Source organism: Alteromonas salexigens (assembly GCF_025628895.1).
GTDB lineage: Bacteria > Pseudomonadota > Gammaproteobacteria > Enterobacterales > Alteromonadaceae > Alteromonas > Alteromonas salexigens.
In genome coordinates this window covers 161,052-175,310 of record NZ_JAOTJC010000002.1, presented here as the reverse complement: position 1 = coordinate 175,310, position 14,259 = coordinate 161,052, and the positions used below count along the sequence as shown (strand labels likewise).

14 protein-coding genes are annotated in these 14,259 nt (G+C 54.1%); 5 read left to right on the top strand and 9 right to left on the bottom strand.

Annotated elements, in window-relative coordinates:
- Positions 1-24 precede the first annotated feature (24 nt).
- From rlmD to djlA, 9 genes are all read right to left on the bottom strand, one after another.
- Positions 25-1,389, bottom strand: coding sequence for a 23S rRNA (uracil(1939)-C(5))-methyltransferase RlmD (rlmD, locus tag OCL06_RS00755; RefSeq protein WP_262991812.1), 1,365 nt, complete (start codon positions 1,387-1,389; stop codon positions 25-27).
- Between the two features lies 1 nt (position 1,390).
- Positions 1,391-1,774, bottom strand: coding sequence for a holo-ACP synthase (gene acpS / locus OCL06_RS00750; RefSeq protein WP_262991811.1), 384 nt, complete (start codon positions 1,772-1,774; stop codon positions 1,391-1,393).
- A 4-nt stretch (positions 1,775-1,778) separates the two neighbouring features.
- Complete coding sequence (pdxJ, locus tag OCL06_RS00745) at positions 1,779-2,519, bottom strand: pyridoxine 5'-phosphate synthase (RefSeq protein ID WP_262991809.1); 741 nt, start codon at positions 2,517-2,519, stop codon at positions 1,779-1,781.
- Positions 2,520-2,689: 170 nt separating this feature from the next.
- Positions 2,690-3,418 carry a DNA repair protein RecO gene (gene recO, locus OCL06_RS00740; RefSeq protein ID WP_262991807.1) on the bottom strand — a complete coding sequence of 243 codons (729 nt, stop codon included), beginning with the start codon at positions 3,416-3,418 and terminating at the stop codon, positions 2,690-2,692.
- Positions 3,419-3,431: 13 nt separating this feature from the next.
- Positions 3,432-3,707: a hypothetical protein gene (locus OCL06_RS00735; RefSeq protein WP_262991806.1), complete on the bottom strand. Its 276-nt coding sequence runs from the start codon at positions 3,705-3,707 to the stop codon at positions 3,432-3,434.
- Positions 3,697-5,424, bottom strand: a complete 1,728-nt coding sequence (gene recJ, locus OCL06_RS00730; protein WP_262991804.1) for a single-stranded-DNA-specific exonuclease RecJ — start codon at positions 5,422-5,424, stop codon at positions 3,697-3,699. Before recJ ends, OCL06_RS00735 begins: the two co-directional genes overlap by 11 nt.
- A gap of 111 nt (positions 5,425-5,535) precedes the next feature.
- Entirely contained in the window at positions 5,536-6,231 is a 696-nt protein-coding gene (dsbC, locus tag OCL06_RS00725; RefSeq protein WP_262991878.1) for a bifunctional protein-disulfide isomerase/oxidoreductase DsbC, read from the bottom strand.
- A gap of 148 nt (positions 6,232-6,379) precedes the next feature.
- On the bottom strand, positions 6,380-7,285 hold the full coding sequence (gene xerD / locus OCL06_RS00720; RefSeq protein ID WP_262991802.1) for a site-specific tyrosine recombinase XerD: 906 nt from the start codon (positions 7,283-7,285) through the stop codon (positions 6,380-6,382).
- Positions 7,286-7,287: 2 nt separating this feature from the next.
- Positions 7,288-8,142, bottom strand: coding sequence for a co-chaperone DjlA (djlA, locus tag OCL06_RS00715; protein ID WP_262991800.1), 855 nt, complete (start codon positions 8,140-8,142; stop codon positions 7,288-7,290).
- Between the two features lie 328 nt (positions 8,143-8,470).
- Here djlA and OCL06_RS00710 point away from each other — a divergent pair, with 328 nt between their 5' ends.
- The 5 genes from OCL06_RS00710 to apaG are packed head-to-tail and all read left to right on the top strand — an operon-like array spanning position 8,471 to position 14,250.
- Complete coding sequence (locus OCL06_RS00710) at positions 8,471-10,708, top strand: LPS-assembly protein LptD (RefSeq protein ID WP_262991799.1); 2,238 nt, start codon at positions 8,471-8,473, stop codon at positions 10,706-10,708.
- A 59-nt stretch (positions 10,709-10,767) separates the two neighbouring features.
- On the top strand, positions 10,768-12,051 hold the full coding sequence (gene surA, locus OCL06_RS00705) for a peptidylprolyl isomerase SurA (RefSeq protein WP_262991798.1): 1,284 nt from the start codon (positions 10,768-10,770) through the stop codon (positions 12,049-12,051).
- Positions 12,052-12,068: 17 nt separating this feature from the next.
- The gene (pdxA, locus tag OCL06_RS00700; protein ID WP_262991797.1) at positions 12,069-13,052 is read left to right on the top strand and encodes a 4-hydroxythreonine-4-phosphate dehydrogenase PdxA; all 984 of its coding nucleotides are present in this window, start codon (positions 12,069-12,071) and stop codon (positions 13,050-13,052) included.
- On the top strand, positions 13,049-13,873 hold the full coding sequence (gene rsmA / locus OCL06_RS00695; RefSeq protein ID WP_262991796.1) for a 16S rRNA (adenine(1518)-N(6)/adenine(1519)-N(6))-dimethyltransferase RsmA: 825 nt from the start codon (positions 13,049-13,051) through the stop codon (positions 13,871-13,873). The genes pdxA and rsmA overlap by 4 nt, the downstream gene beginning before the upstream one ends.
- The gene (gene apaG / locus OCL06_RS00690) at positions 13,873-14,250 is read left to right on the top strand and encodes a Co2+/Mg2+ efflux facilitator ApaG/CorD (RefSeq protein ID WP_262991795.1); all 378 of its coding nucleotides are present in this window, start codon (positions 13,873-13,875) and stop codon (positions 14,248-14,250) included. Before rsmA ends, apaG begins: the two co-directional genes overlap by 1 nt.
- Positions 14,251-14,259: the final 9 nt, after the last annotated feature.

Here is a 14,259-nt window from a genome sequence, read left to right as displayed (position 1 = left end):
GATTTATTGTCGTATTTCGCGCCCTTAGCGAGTAAAGAGCGCCATCACTTCCAGGTGTTTAGTGTAGGGAAACATCTCCAGCACCCCTACTTTCTCAAGCTGATAATTGCCAGCCAACAAGGTTTTTGCATCCCGGGTAAACGTACTGGGATTGCAAGAAATATACAAAATTTGCTTAACATCGCTGTCGGCCAGCACTTCACATACCGTAGCGGCCCCTTCCCGCGACGGATCTAACAACACTTTATCCAGTCCGTCGCTCACCAGGTTTCGCACCACGGCGCTCTGCTGCAGATCATGGTGTTGCCAGTCGATACCGGTAATGCCCTGTCGCTGTGCATTCTCGGCGGCCTGATGCACCATGTCAGGTACGCCTTCCACGGCTTGTACCCGGGCGCCCCGCTGCGCTAACGATAAGCTGAAATTGCCCAATCCGCTAAACCAGTCGGCAATATGTTCGCCGCCAGCCGGGTTCAGCCACTGCATGGCCTGGGCCACCATTTTTCTGTTTACTTCAGCATTCACCTGAATAAAGTCATTGGGCCCGGGTGACACGCTCAGTCCGGCTTCTGTTTCGCATATAAGCGCGCCCTGATCATGCAGCGCGTTCAGCCCGCCGTCCTTATCTTCCAGCACCACGTTGACCTGGTTTTCCCGTCCCCATACGGTGAGGGCAGACAGCCACTCAGTGCCCATGGTCCGGGTTACCTTGATGGTAACGCGCGCGCAGTTGTCACCCTGCATCAATGCAATATGGCCCACGTGGCGGACACCCGGATAACTGCACAGCGCTTCGCGCAGCGAGGGGAGCAATGCATTCAGCGTCGGCGTGAGTACCGGGCACGACGGAACGTCAACCACATCATGGCCGTTAGCCTGCCGGTAGCCAATACGGATGTTGTGCGGATCACGGGCGTCCACCGCCAACCGGGCCTTGCGACGATACGCCGGTCGCGGGCCGGTCACCGCCGGTTGCCAGGGAATCTGTGTCACACTGAACTGCTTCTGCCACAGTGTATCCAGCGCCTCTTGCCGCCATGTCAGTGCCTCGTCAGCAGAGACATGCTGTAACTGGCAGCCGCCACATTGGTCAGCCAGAGGACAAAACGGCGTCTGTCGCTCCGCAGCAGGGGTAATGACGTCTTTAACTTTGCCGTATGCCACCTGCTTTTGTTCCCGGTAACCAGCTACCGAACACCGCTCTCCCGGTAACGCCCCGGCCACAAACAATACAGGGTACTCTCGCACCACGCCCTGCCCTTGCCAGTCCCAGCTGTCGACAGACACCGGCGTACCGGGCGAGCGGCGGGGTGTATCAGTACGACGCCGAGACGCCGGCCGCGAAGTCGCAGGCTGACGCTTTTTACCGGGCTTATAAAAACTCACCATTTTATTCGCTCGTCTCCAGTACGACAGTGGCTACCGCGTAGTGCTGTTCATCCGAGATAGACAAGAAACTGCGGCATATGCCCAGGGCCTCACAACGGGACTGAAACGCACCGGTAAAGGTCAGTTTAGGGGCGCCCAGCTCATTGTTACTTATTTCAATATGCTGCCAGCTAATGCCATTGCCGATACCAGTGCCTAATGCCTTCACCGCCGCTTCCTTGGCCGCAAAGCGTTTAGCCAGGTAGCGGGCGGGTTCAGTCTGACTGTCATAAATCGCTTTTTCTGTGGCTGTGAGAATACGTGCAGCCAGGCGCGGAGTCCGCTCAAGGTTCGCAGTTAACCGGGCTATTTCTATGATATCGGTTCCAATTCCGGCAATGGCCATGCTCTTACCTGCCTTCGCTTCGCGCTTCCAGCATCAATTTGCGCATATCAGCCACGGCGTTATGTAATCCGTCGAACGCGGCGCGGGCAATGATGGCGTGACCAATATTCAGCTCGACCAGGTGTGGGATAGCCGCCACAGGTTTTACATTATGGTAATGCAAACCATGACCCGCGTTGACTTTCAGTCCCGTCTGGTGGGCGTATTCAATGCCAGCGACCAGCTTGTCCAGCTCCTCTTTTTGCGAAGCTTCACTGGTGGCTTCCGCATACTGGCCGGTATGAATTTCAATATAAGGGGCACCACACTCCAGCGCCGCGTCTATCTGGGCTTTATCCGCATCAATGAACAGCGACACCTGAATGCCGGCTGCGGCCAGGCGCTGACACGCGGCTTTAACTGCTGACATATTGCCGGCCACGTCGAGACCGCCTTCGGTAGTCAGTTCTTCGCGCTTTTCCGGCACCAGACAACAAAACGCAGGCTGCACTTCTTCGGCAATAGCCAGCATTTCCTCGGTTACTGCCATTTCAAGATTCAGACGTGTATTAATGGTTTCGGCCAACAACCGCACGTCGCGGTCTTTAATGTGGCGACGATCCTCACGCAAATGCACGGTGATGCCGTCGGCACCCGCACGCTCGGCTATATCGGCGGCGTGAACCGGATCGGGGTACTGAGTCCCTCTGGCGTTGCGCAAGGTAGCTATGTGGTCAATATTGACCCCCAGGAAAATGCTCGTCATAGGTTTATCGCTCTGCAAATGATGGGAGGAGTTTATCAAAAATTTTCACGGTTGCGGGGATATACCTGCGTGACAGATAAACTGATCAGCGCAGTAGATCACGTAGGCATGGCCACGCTGCCAGTGTGTACACCCTGCAAACCAATCCGCCAGCGTTGTCCGGCACGGGATCATTGTGACACTTTGCGGCCTGACGGTGGCTGCATACGAATAAACAACTCGCGGCTCTTAAGGGGCTTACTGCCCAGCAACGGCTTAAGTGCTTCCCTGTTTATCAGCTTGGCCGCTTTTTTGGCCGCCGGCGTCCACTCTCCCTGCGCCAGTGCCAGTAGCGCATAACCGGGAATGGCAGGCATGCCGGGACAACGGGCCGCCTCGGCTATCCCCACCTCGGATAGCCAGCCGTAACCGGCGTTTTCCCTGACCGGCGCACCGGAATCCCCCACTTCTGTGAAGCTCCCCAGCTGCCCCATATCTTCCAGCAGAGCCAGCTCAAACTGCCGCAGTGATAACTCGATATCCGGGCTGGTAAGCAGATTGCCGAGCGCCTCGGTATACGCCTCATACAGGGTTTCGCTGGCCAGTCCCACCGGCATCACGCGGTTCATGACTTCATTCACGTACATGCCGCAAAACAGTGCCTGCGCGGTGAGCGGCAATGCCGGCTGAAACGCTTCGGTCTGATTAAGGTTTTTTAATTCGCTTTTACCACTGAACTGCACCCGTATTTGCTGAAAAGGCTGCAGCAGGCTTTTTTTATCGCCCTTACTGTTGCGCACCCCTTTTGCCACCGCACTGACCTTGCCCTGTTCAAGCGTAAAGAAGTCAATCAGGTAACTGGTTTCCCGGTAAGGGCGACGATGCAGGACAAAGGCGTGGTGCCAAACGGCATTTTTCATGGTGTAAACTCAGTTACGCGCGTTTAATGCGCACCACTTTCATATATTCGAACTCAATGCCGGCCACCATCTCTGCGTGAGGATAATAGGTCACATTTACCCGGGCCCCCTGTAAACTGCGGTACACCCCTTTGCGGCGAAAAACGAAAGGTACGTCATAACCAGTTAGCATCAGCGTATGTCGCACCCAGTCACCTTCATCCCGTTGCACATGGCTATGCACCCGGGCATTTTCAGTTTCGGTAAGCTGGGCGTGCTTTTTCAGCAGCGACTTGCTGTCACTTTTCATAAACAGAAAGCTGTTCAATAAGCATTTGCACCGACTCCCGCCCGCGAAAAACATTCACATCGAGCTGATAGGCCACCTCGACGAACCGTACATCTGGGGCAGGCCACACACTGGTATCAACATTAAAGGCAATGCCATCAATCTCGTCGCCCTCTGGCGTACGCAGAACCAGCTTAAGATGCTTTTGACCCACAATTCGCTGATGCACCAGCTCAAATACCCCATCAAATACGGGCATTTCAAACCCCTGCCCGAACGGGCCGGCCTGTCGCAACTGATGGGCAAAAGCCAGACCCAGCTCGGCGGCTGACAGCGGCCCGTCTGACCAGATGGCATCGGTGTCGTCCCGGTTGGCAAGGTGAGCACCCGCAACTTCACTGAATGCTGACTCAAACGCCGTTAAATTAGCCAGTGGCAGACTCAGTCCTGCAGCCATGGCGTGACCCCCGAATTTATCAATTAACCCGGGATTCGCCGTACTCACTTCTTCCAGCACATCCCTGATGTGAACGCCGGGGATTGAACGAGCGGAGCCTTTAATAATGGTGTCGTCCTGGTGAGCAAACGCAATCACCGGCCGGTTATATTGTTCTTTAATGCGTCCCGCAACGATACCGATTACGCCCTGATGGAAGTCCTTTTTGTATAACACCAGCGCCGGTGGCATGTCGTCTTCTGACAGGGTAATGGAAGCGACGGTCTGCATGGCTTCTTCCCGCATTCCGGCTTCAATTTCACGGCGCTGCTGATTCAGACTGTCGAGCTCTGCAGCCATCATGCGGGCCTGCATGGGGTCATCTTCCAGCAAACAGGCAATGCCCATTGCCATGTCGTCTAACCGGCCCGCCGCATTCAGGCGAGGTCCCACCACAAACCCCAGGTCGGATGCACTTAAGTAGGCGGGTTCACGATTAGCCACTTCCACCAGCGCCTTGATACCGGGCCGGCATTTTCCGCTGCGGATACGCTGTAGCCCCTGATGAACCAGGATACGGTTATTCTTATCCAGTGCCACCACATCGGCTACGGTGCCTACCGCCACCACATCGAGCAAATCAGCCAGGTTCGGTACCGGGAGTCCTTGTTGTGTAAACCACTCCCGGGCCTGCAGTTCGGCGCGACAGGCCAGCATCAGATAAAATGCCACTCCGACGCCAGCCAGTGCTTTAGACGGAAACGTACAGCCAGGTTGGTTAGGGTTCACTATCGCATCGGCGTCTGGTAGCTCCTTACCTGGCAAATGGTGATCGGTCACAATGACCTGCATGCCCAGTGCTTTCGCGCGGGCCACACCCGGCAGACAGGAAATACCGTTGTCTACCGTGATGATCAGCTCTGCGCCTTGTTCGTGGGCAATGTCCACGATGGGTTCACTTAAACCATAGCCAAAATCAAACCGGTTAGGGACCAGATAATCTGTGTTGGTATGGCCCATTTGTTTAAGCGCAAGCAGGCACACCGTGGTACTGGTGGCACCGTCAGCATCAAAATCACCCACTATGATAATTTTCCGCTGCGCGGCAATCGCGTCCGCCAGGATGCCCGCCGCTGCGGTGACGCCGGCTAACTGATTGTAGTGCGCCAGCCCCCGTGCTCCTGTGTCAATGTCTTCCATTGAGGTCACAGCGCGAGCGCGATAGATACGGTCAATTACCGGGTGGAGCGAATCGGACAGCGGCTCGCCGTGCAGCGGCCTGCGTAAAATGGGTAGTGACATAACACCATGGATTCTTATTGCAGTAATACCGCCATGATACCGGCCAAAGCGGTTGAGGTAAACGCGACGTCAGTGCGCCGCGTTCAGAGAGTGAGCGCGCTATGCGCCGCCCTAGCCTTTGCTTTTCAGTACCTGTGCAATGGCTTTTGCCGGCTGATAACCCGGGATCACACTGCCATCTGGCATGACAATGTTCGGCGTGCCGGTAACACCCACCTGCTGGCCAAACTGATACTGTTCCGCAACGCTGTTTTTACAGCTTTTGCGCAGCACGTTGTCACCAGCCTTGGCAGCGGTCAGGGCTTTTTGCGGATTCTCCGCACACCACACTGAGACCATATCGCGGTAGCTCTGGCTGTTCAGGCCATTACGGGGAAAGGCCAGATAACGCACCGTAATGCCCATGTCGTTATACTGGTCAATCTCCTGATGAAGTTTGCGGCAGTAACCACACGTAATGTCAGTAAACACCGTAATTACGTGTTCTTCGTCATCGGCTTTGTACTCAATCATGGCGTCGCTGAATTCACTCAGGCCCTCACGACGCATGTCACCTAAGGCTGCTTCTGTTTCGTTACGCATATTGGCTTCGAGGTTATAAATTCGCGCCTGAACCAGATATTTGCCGTCCTTACTGATGTAAAACAACCCTTTGTCGGTCACCACCTGATACAGGCCCTCAACCGGCGCATCCGCCACGGACAGCACATCGAACCCTAACTGGGCTTCAATTTTTGCAGTAACTTCGTCCTGATTTTCTGCTGCGAACGTGCTAGTGGTTACCACAACCCCGGCCAGCATCAGCATTTGCTTAAATAATTTCACACAATACTCCTGAAGATAGTGTATTTATCCAGACCCTGTCCGGACCAAAAAAATTTCATTCTGCCCGCATCCTACCACAGCCATGTCGGCTGCACAGACCCGTTCGGCGCCTGCGGTATTTGCTTCATCGTTACCCACGGGGGTGGTGAGAGTGAATTAAATTCTGCAGACGTTCGGTGGCCACGTGGGTATAAATTTGCGTCGTGGACAAATCGGCATGACCCAGCAACATCTGTACGACCCGCAGATCCGCCCCATGATTCAACAAGTGGGTGGCAAAAGCGTGGCGCAAAGTATGAGGGGACAAATGCTGCTCAATGCCCGCCCTCACCGCGTACTGCTTGATACGATGCCAGAAGGTCTGGCGGGTCATCTGCACGCCCCGCTTACTCACAAACAGCACATCCGTACTATGTTTGACCAATGCGGGTCTGGCCTGCCGGGTATAACGCTCAATCCAGTCCACCGCGTCTTCTCCGAGGGGCACCAGCCGCTCTTTGTTACCCTTGCCGGTTACCCGTACCACGCCCTGTTGTATGCTGACCTGATCATGTCGTAAACCGATTAATTCGCTGACCCGTAACCCGGTTGCGTACAGCACCTCCAGCATACAGCGGTCACGGCACTCAATGGGATCACTAATATCCGGCGCGTCCAGCAAATCATCCACCTGACGCTCACTGAGCGATGAAGGTAACGACTGTGGCAGCCGGGGATTTCTTAACGGCGTAATGGGATTGTCTACCCGCTGATGCTGCGCGACCTGATAAACATAGAAGGCGCGCATGGCACTCATTGCTCGCTGCGTACTGCGCGCAGCCAGCTTCCGTTGATGACGATCATGCAGGTAATCCTGCACCATTTCCGTGGTTGCCAGAGTCACATCTTTAAGCCCTTGTGCCTGACAATACAGCGCCAGCTTAGTCAGATCGGTACGATAGCTTTGCTGCGTGTGATCGCTCAGACCTTTTTCCAGCCAGAGCATGTCAATAAAGGCATCAATGCTGCGCTGGTTCGCTTCAGACAGGGTGGTCATTGTCAGAAACCACGCTTTTCTTTAATCAATTCATAGGCCGACTGAATGTCCTGGGCCTTGGCTTTAGCAATTTCCATGGCTTGCTGCGGCAGCCCTTTTGAGACCAGTTTGTCGGGGTGATGTTCTGCCATCCGTTTACGATAAGCACGCTTTACAGTTTTTTCGTCAGCGGTTTCACTCACCCCAATAATTTTGTAGGCATCTGCCAGTGACTGGGTGTCGGAATAGGGGCGCTGCTGATGCTGGCGGCGGCGCTGGTGAGACTGCTGACCGGCCTCACTCCGCTGCCGGAAACGAAGTTCCGCTTCGAACATGGAGATCAGGTAATCCAGATCCCGGCGCCGGAAGCCTAACAGCCGGGCAACCTTTTCCAGTACGTTGTACTCTTCCTGAGACAATTCGCCGTCCGCGAAGGCGGCCTGAATGAGGATCTCCAAAAAGACCTGTAAGATATCCCGGCGGCCGTGGCAGGCCTCATGCAACCCCCGCAGGTTTTCCTGCAGAGGAAAATCCCGCGCCTTGCCTTCGCGAAAGGCATCCTGCGCCTCTTTACGGGCATCACCGGTAAGTTGCATATCGTCCATTAGTGCGGTGGCAATCTGAATTTCACGTTGCGTGACTTGTCCGTCGGACTTTGCCAGATGCCCCAGCGAGGAAAACAAACTGTGAAAAAATACCGCCTGTTGTTTAAGACTGTCCTGATCAGCAAAAAAACGACCGAATCCACCTAAGCGGCTGAAATCCTGACTATAGGCCTTGTCAAACAGATGCCCCACTACCAACCCAATTATGGCGCCGGGTATTTTGAGAAACATAAAACCAAACACAAGACCGAGGATTTTTCCCCAAAACGCCATAGCACATCGCTCCTGTTACTTTATTAGGGTATGTCACTGACTTTCCGCCGGATGCGGCATCAAACCTGTCAGCGGCTACTGCTGAAAAATGTGGGCAAATGCACTATAACCAATGCATCAGACAAAAAGAAGCCGCCCGGGATCGATGTTTTTTTTACGCTACAGGTTGGTTATTAAGCCATAAGCACTTAGAATTGGCGCAATAATCCTCTGCGGGCTGCAGGCCGTCTGTCAGTCGACGACGTTTTTTAGGGCACACAGTCAGGTTTCCGGGACACTCCCGGTACAACACTGGCTGTCAGAATGAATACGGGCTACTCACCTGAGCATGAAAAAACACTGCGCCTTGCTGGTTCTGGCGGGTCTGACTACTCACACCATTGCTGCGCAATCTGTTACTTCCGCACCTACTGACTCTGCACTTCAAACGTGTAGCGTGGAGCCCGTGCGGTTTTCCAGCCAACAGCTTATGCCCCGTGGGCACGTCAAAGTGGAAGCCAACCGCACCGAAATTATTGAAAACCAGGTAGCCCTGTTCTCCGGCAACGTCGATATCACATCAGACAGTGCCACTATTCGCGCCAACCAGGCACAGGTCAACGAAAACGGCCGGGATATGTTTGCCGAAGGCGACGTGCAGTATCAGGATAAGCAGCTACGGGTTAACTCTGATGCAATTTCTCTGGATCAGAGTGAAGAACGCCTGGAGCTTACCAACACCCGTTATCAGTTATCTGGTGTGGCCGGCCGCGGTGCTGCAGATAATATTTTGCTGGATACCGATCAGGGCCTGATCCTGAGTGATGTCAGTTTTACCACCTGCCCTCCCGGCGATGAAGACTGGTCTATCCGGGCCAGCGAAATTAGTATTGAGAAAGGGACTGTCTGGGGCCAGGCCAAGCATACCCGGTTCTATTTGGGCGGTGTGCCGGTCTTTTATCTGCCCTACTTTGCCTTTCCGGTGAGCGATCAACGCCAGACCGGGCTGTTGTTTCCGGAAATTACCAGCTCCAGCAACACTGGCGTTGACTATGAACAGCCCTTTTACTGGAACATGGCGCCCAATTATGACATGACGATTTCTCCCCGTGTCATGAGCAAACGCGGCATTCAGCTTAAAACCGAATTCCGGTACCTAACCGAGGCCAGTTACGGCCAGGTTAATCTGGAATATCTGCCCAGTGACCGGGATCTCAGCAATGAAATGGATCGCTACTTTTACCGGGTGGAACATCACGGTTTGCTCAGCGACAACTGGGAAATGCATGTTGATGTAAACGGCATGAGTGACGATAACTACATCGTCGACCTTGGCTCCAATTTTTATAATCGCGCAGACACGCATTTATACCGCACGCTGGCATTTAACTACTATTCCCCATCGCTGACCATGGACCTGGCGCTGAAAGACTTTGTGGTTATTGGTGATTTCCCTAATACCTACCGGGCCTTACCGGAAGCCAGACTCAACTATACCACCGGGTTAGGCGACTACCTGGAGTTTCGAGTCGACTCAGAACTGGCCTATTTCGACAATACACAAGACGCCGCCCCAGAGGCGCTGCGCTGGCATCTGGCGCCCACTCTGGCGCTGCCTTACCAGCGGCAATGGGGTGAAATTACTGCCGAGGCGACCCTCTTGAATACGTATTACCAGCAAGACAACGTGGCCGGAACTGAGCTGGAAGAAGAAGTGAACCGCACCCTGGGCCAGTTTCGTCTTTTCTCGGCCCTGTATTTTGAGCGGGACACGCAATGGCTGGGCAATGGGTCCATCATGACTCTGGAACCGAAACTCCAGTATTTGTATACCTCATACGAAGACCAGGCAAGCATTGGCACCTACGACTCCACAGTCCTGCTCACCGACGTTGACGGGTTATTCCGTGGTCAGGAATTTACCGGCTTGGATCGCATCAGTGACAACAATCAGATAACGCTGGGTGTCACCAGCCGAATAATTGATAGTGCCAACCGGGAACAATTTGTGGTGAGCCTGGGTCAGATATTCTACCTTGAAAAAAACCGTCTGATTGCGGCAACCAAAGAAGAAGACCGTTCTGCTCTGGCAGGAGAAGTAGACTGGCGCCTGAGCAACACCTGGTATTTTCATACCGACATGCAGGTTACTACCGATACCGACAAAGTAGAGCGCAGTGGCGTAGCGCTGGAGTATCGTCGTGATAACGAAAGTCTGGTGCAGTTTACCCACCGGTTTGTTCGTGACCTGTCCGGGGAAATGATCGATCAGGCTGGCGTGTCGGCCAGTTGGCCGGTAGCGAAAAACTGGCACCTGGTAGGCCGCACGTACCGCGACCTGGAGCGTGACAGAAGCATTGAGAACTACCTGGGAATTCAGTACGAGTCATGTTGCTGGGCCATTCAGGTTGTCGCTCAGCGTTTTCTGAGCAACCGCTACGCCGCAGGGGGCATGCAGGCCAGTGACGAGTACGAATCAGGTATTTCGCTGCAATTCATTTTCAAGGGAATGGGGTCATCGGGCTCCAGTCGACGTATGCTGGAAGACGGCATGTTTGGCTATCGGCAACCATATAGTTTAAATTAACCGCCCTGCGCAGGCCCACCGGGTTGGCCAGGGGAATCTAACAACTAAAAAGAGTGTGTATGAAGTTCTTATTTCGGGCATTGTGTTTAAGTGCGCTACTGAGTTTTTCCTCCGTTGCGCAGGAAGTCATGCTGGACAAAGTGGCCGTGATCGTTGATCAGGGTGTTATTTTGGAAAGTGAAATTGAAGCGCTGGTTTCAGAGGTAAAAAAGAATGCCGCGCTGAATGATCAACAATTGCCGTCAGACCGGGCCCTGCGCACGCAGGCTATTGAGCGACTGATCATGAAGAGCCTGCAAATGCAGATGGCTGAGCGCATGGGGATCCGCATTAGCGATCCGCAGCTTGAGCAAACCATTGCTAATATTGCGGCCAACCAGGATGCCACCGTGGAAGATTTACGCTTTCAGTTACGTGAAGAGGGCGTGGCGTATGAAGACTACCGCGAAAATATTCGCGAAGAAATGATCATGGGTGAAGTACGCCGCGCGAATGTGCGTCGCCGTATCTACATCACTGATCAGGAAGTGGATACGCTGGTTAACCTGATGGAAGAACAGGGCGCCGAGCAGGCTGAATACCGTTTAGGCCATATCCTGATTGGTTTCCCACCCGAGCCCAGCGACGAAGATGTCACCGAGTCCCGGGAGCGTGCGGATAAAGTGCTGGAGCTGCTTAACGGCGGTTCAGACTTTGCCAAAATTGCACTGGCCTCCTCCTCTGGTTCAGAAGCACTGGAAGGTGGTGATATGGGCTGGCTGAACATTAACTCTATGCCCACCTTATTTGCCGAAGCCGTACAGGGTAAAAAGGCCGGTGAGTTGATTGGGCCTATTCGCAGCGGCGCCGGTTTTCACATTCTGAAAATTATGGATACCCGGGGCATTGAAACCGTCACTGTAGAAGAAGTGAATGCCCGTCATATTCTTATTAAGCCGTCGATTATTCTGAGCGAGGAAAAAGCCCGCCAGCAGCTGATTAAATTTAAAGAACAGCTGATGAACGACGAAGCTGATTTTGCCGAACTGGCGAAAGAACATTCCGCGGATCCGGGCTCCGCCCTGCGCGGCGGTGAACTGGGCTGGGCCGATCCTACCAACTACGTGCCTGCGTTCCGCGATGCGCTGGCGGCACTTGAACCCGGTGAGTTCAGTGATCCGGTACGCTCATCTCACGGCTGGCATCTGATTCAGTTAAACGACCGTCGTATTGACGATGCCACCGAGCGTCGTAAAGAAGACAAGGCACACCAACTCATTTTTAACCGTAAATTTGCGGAAGAAACAGAAGCCTGGTTACGTGAAATGCGTGATGCTGCTTACATTGAAGTGCTGGACTCTTGAGAGATAATCGCGCCACTATGACAGCCATTACCCTAGCTATCACTCCAGGCGAGCCGGCCGGTATCGGTCCGGATCTGACCATTGCACTGATTCAGCAGCAATGGGACGCCCGCCTGGTGGTGTTCGCCGACGCAGATATGATGCAGGCGCGAGCCGAACAGCTAGGCTTGCCGCTGACGCTGGTGCCCTTCACTGAAGACAGCGACGCAGTGCTTCCTCCGGGGAGCGTGTATATCCATCAGGTCGATATCGCTAAACCTACCGTGCCCGGCGAGCTGGACAGCGAAAACGGCGGCTATGTGGTCGAAACGTTACGTCAGGCATGTCAGGCGAATATGGACGGCACCTTCGATGCGGTGGTGACCGGTCCGGTGCACAAAGGCATTATCAATAAGTCCGGCGTGTCCTTCAGTGGCCATACCGAATTTTTTGCGCACCAGTCGAATACCATGGATGTGGTGATGCTGCTGTCCACTGAAGGACTGAATGTGGCACTGGCGACCACCCACATTCCGCTGGAATACGTGGCCAAGGCAATTACCCGCGAACGGCTGCATAAGGTTATCCGCATCATCAATACTGATCTCAAGCTGAAATTCGGTATTGAGCAGCCACAGATTTACGTATGTGGCCTTAACCCTCACGCTGGCGAAGACGGCCACATCGGCACAGAAGAGATCCGCACGATTCAACCGGCACTGGACGAACTACGTGCTGAGGGCATCGCACTGACTGGCCCGTTGCCGGCCGACACCATATTCCAGCCAAAATATCTGGCGGAAGCTGACGTGGTGCTGGCGATGTATCACGACCAGGGATTACCGGTACTCAAATACAAAGGCTTTGGGGCCGCGGTTAACATCACTCTGGGTCTGCCCTTCGTCAGAACGTCGGTAGATCACGGTACGGCTCTGGAATTGGCCGGTACCGGTAATGCTGACCCAGGCAGTTTTAAGAAAGCAATTCAAAAAGCCATCGAACTGGCAAGTCATCAACAATGAGTAAAACACATTTAGGTCATACAGCACGTAAGCGCTTCGGTCAGAACTTTCTGCACGACGAATACGTGATAGACAAGATTGTCGCGGCCATTAATCCGCAAAACGGTGAGAACCTCGTTGAAATCGGGCCCGGATTGGGCGCCATCACCGATCCTGTTTGCGAACGCGTCGACAAACTTACCGTGGTGGAACTGGACCGCGATCTGGCCAAGCGCCTGCGCCACCATCCGTTTCATGGCGATAAACTCACCATTATTGAACAAGACGCGCTGACCCTGGATTTTTCCAGCGTGCTCGCCAACGCGCCGAATGCTGGCCAGCCACTGCGCGTGTTCGGTAATCTGCCGTACAACATCTCTACACCGCTGATGTTCCATCTCTTTGATTTCACTACTGACATCAAAGACATGCACTTCATGCTGCAAAAAGAGGTGGTAACACGACTGGCAGCCGGCCCGGGCTCTAAAAATTACGGGCGTTTGTCCGTCATGGCGCAGTATTACTGTCAGGTTGTGCCCGTACTGAACGTACCGCCCGGCGCTTTCAAGCCCCCCCCGAAGGTGGACTCCGCGGTGGTCAGACTGACCCCCCATGCAGAACCGCCTGTAGAGGTACAATCGGTTACCACCCTGGAGCGGGTGATTGCCCAGGCGTTTAACCAGCGTCGTAAAACCATTCGTAACTCATTACGGGACTGCATTTCCGAAGCCGATATTAAGGCGCTGGGATTAAACCCTACAGCCCGGGCCGAAGTGTTGTCGCTGCAAGATTTTGCGGCCATTGCTAATGCCGTGACCGACCGCGAGTGGCCAGGCGAATAATGGCTGACGATCCGACCATTGAAGTTCAGGTGGTGACCCGGCATTTACCGGATCACCTGCCACCCGACTCGGTACAGTATGCGTTTGCCTACGAGATAACCATTATTAACCACAGCGATGTGCCTGTGCAGTTAATCAACCGCTACTGGCAGATCACTGACTCTGACGGGAAAACGTCTGAAGTTCAGGGCAGTGGTGTGGTTGGGAAGCAACCCAAAATAGCGCCGGGGGCAACGTTTTCGTATACCAGTGGCGCCATTCTCGACACGCCCGTGGGCAATATGCAAGGCTACTATGAAATGCAGGGGCCCGATGGCGGCCTGTTCAGGGTGCCTATTGATGTTTTCCGGCTGGCCCTGCCAAACGTAATTAACTAGCAGGATGGC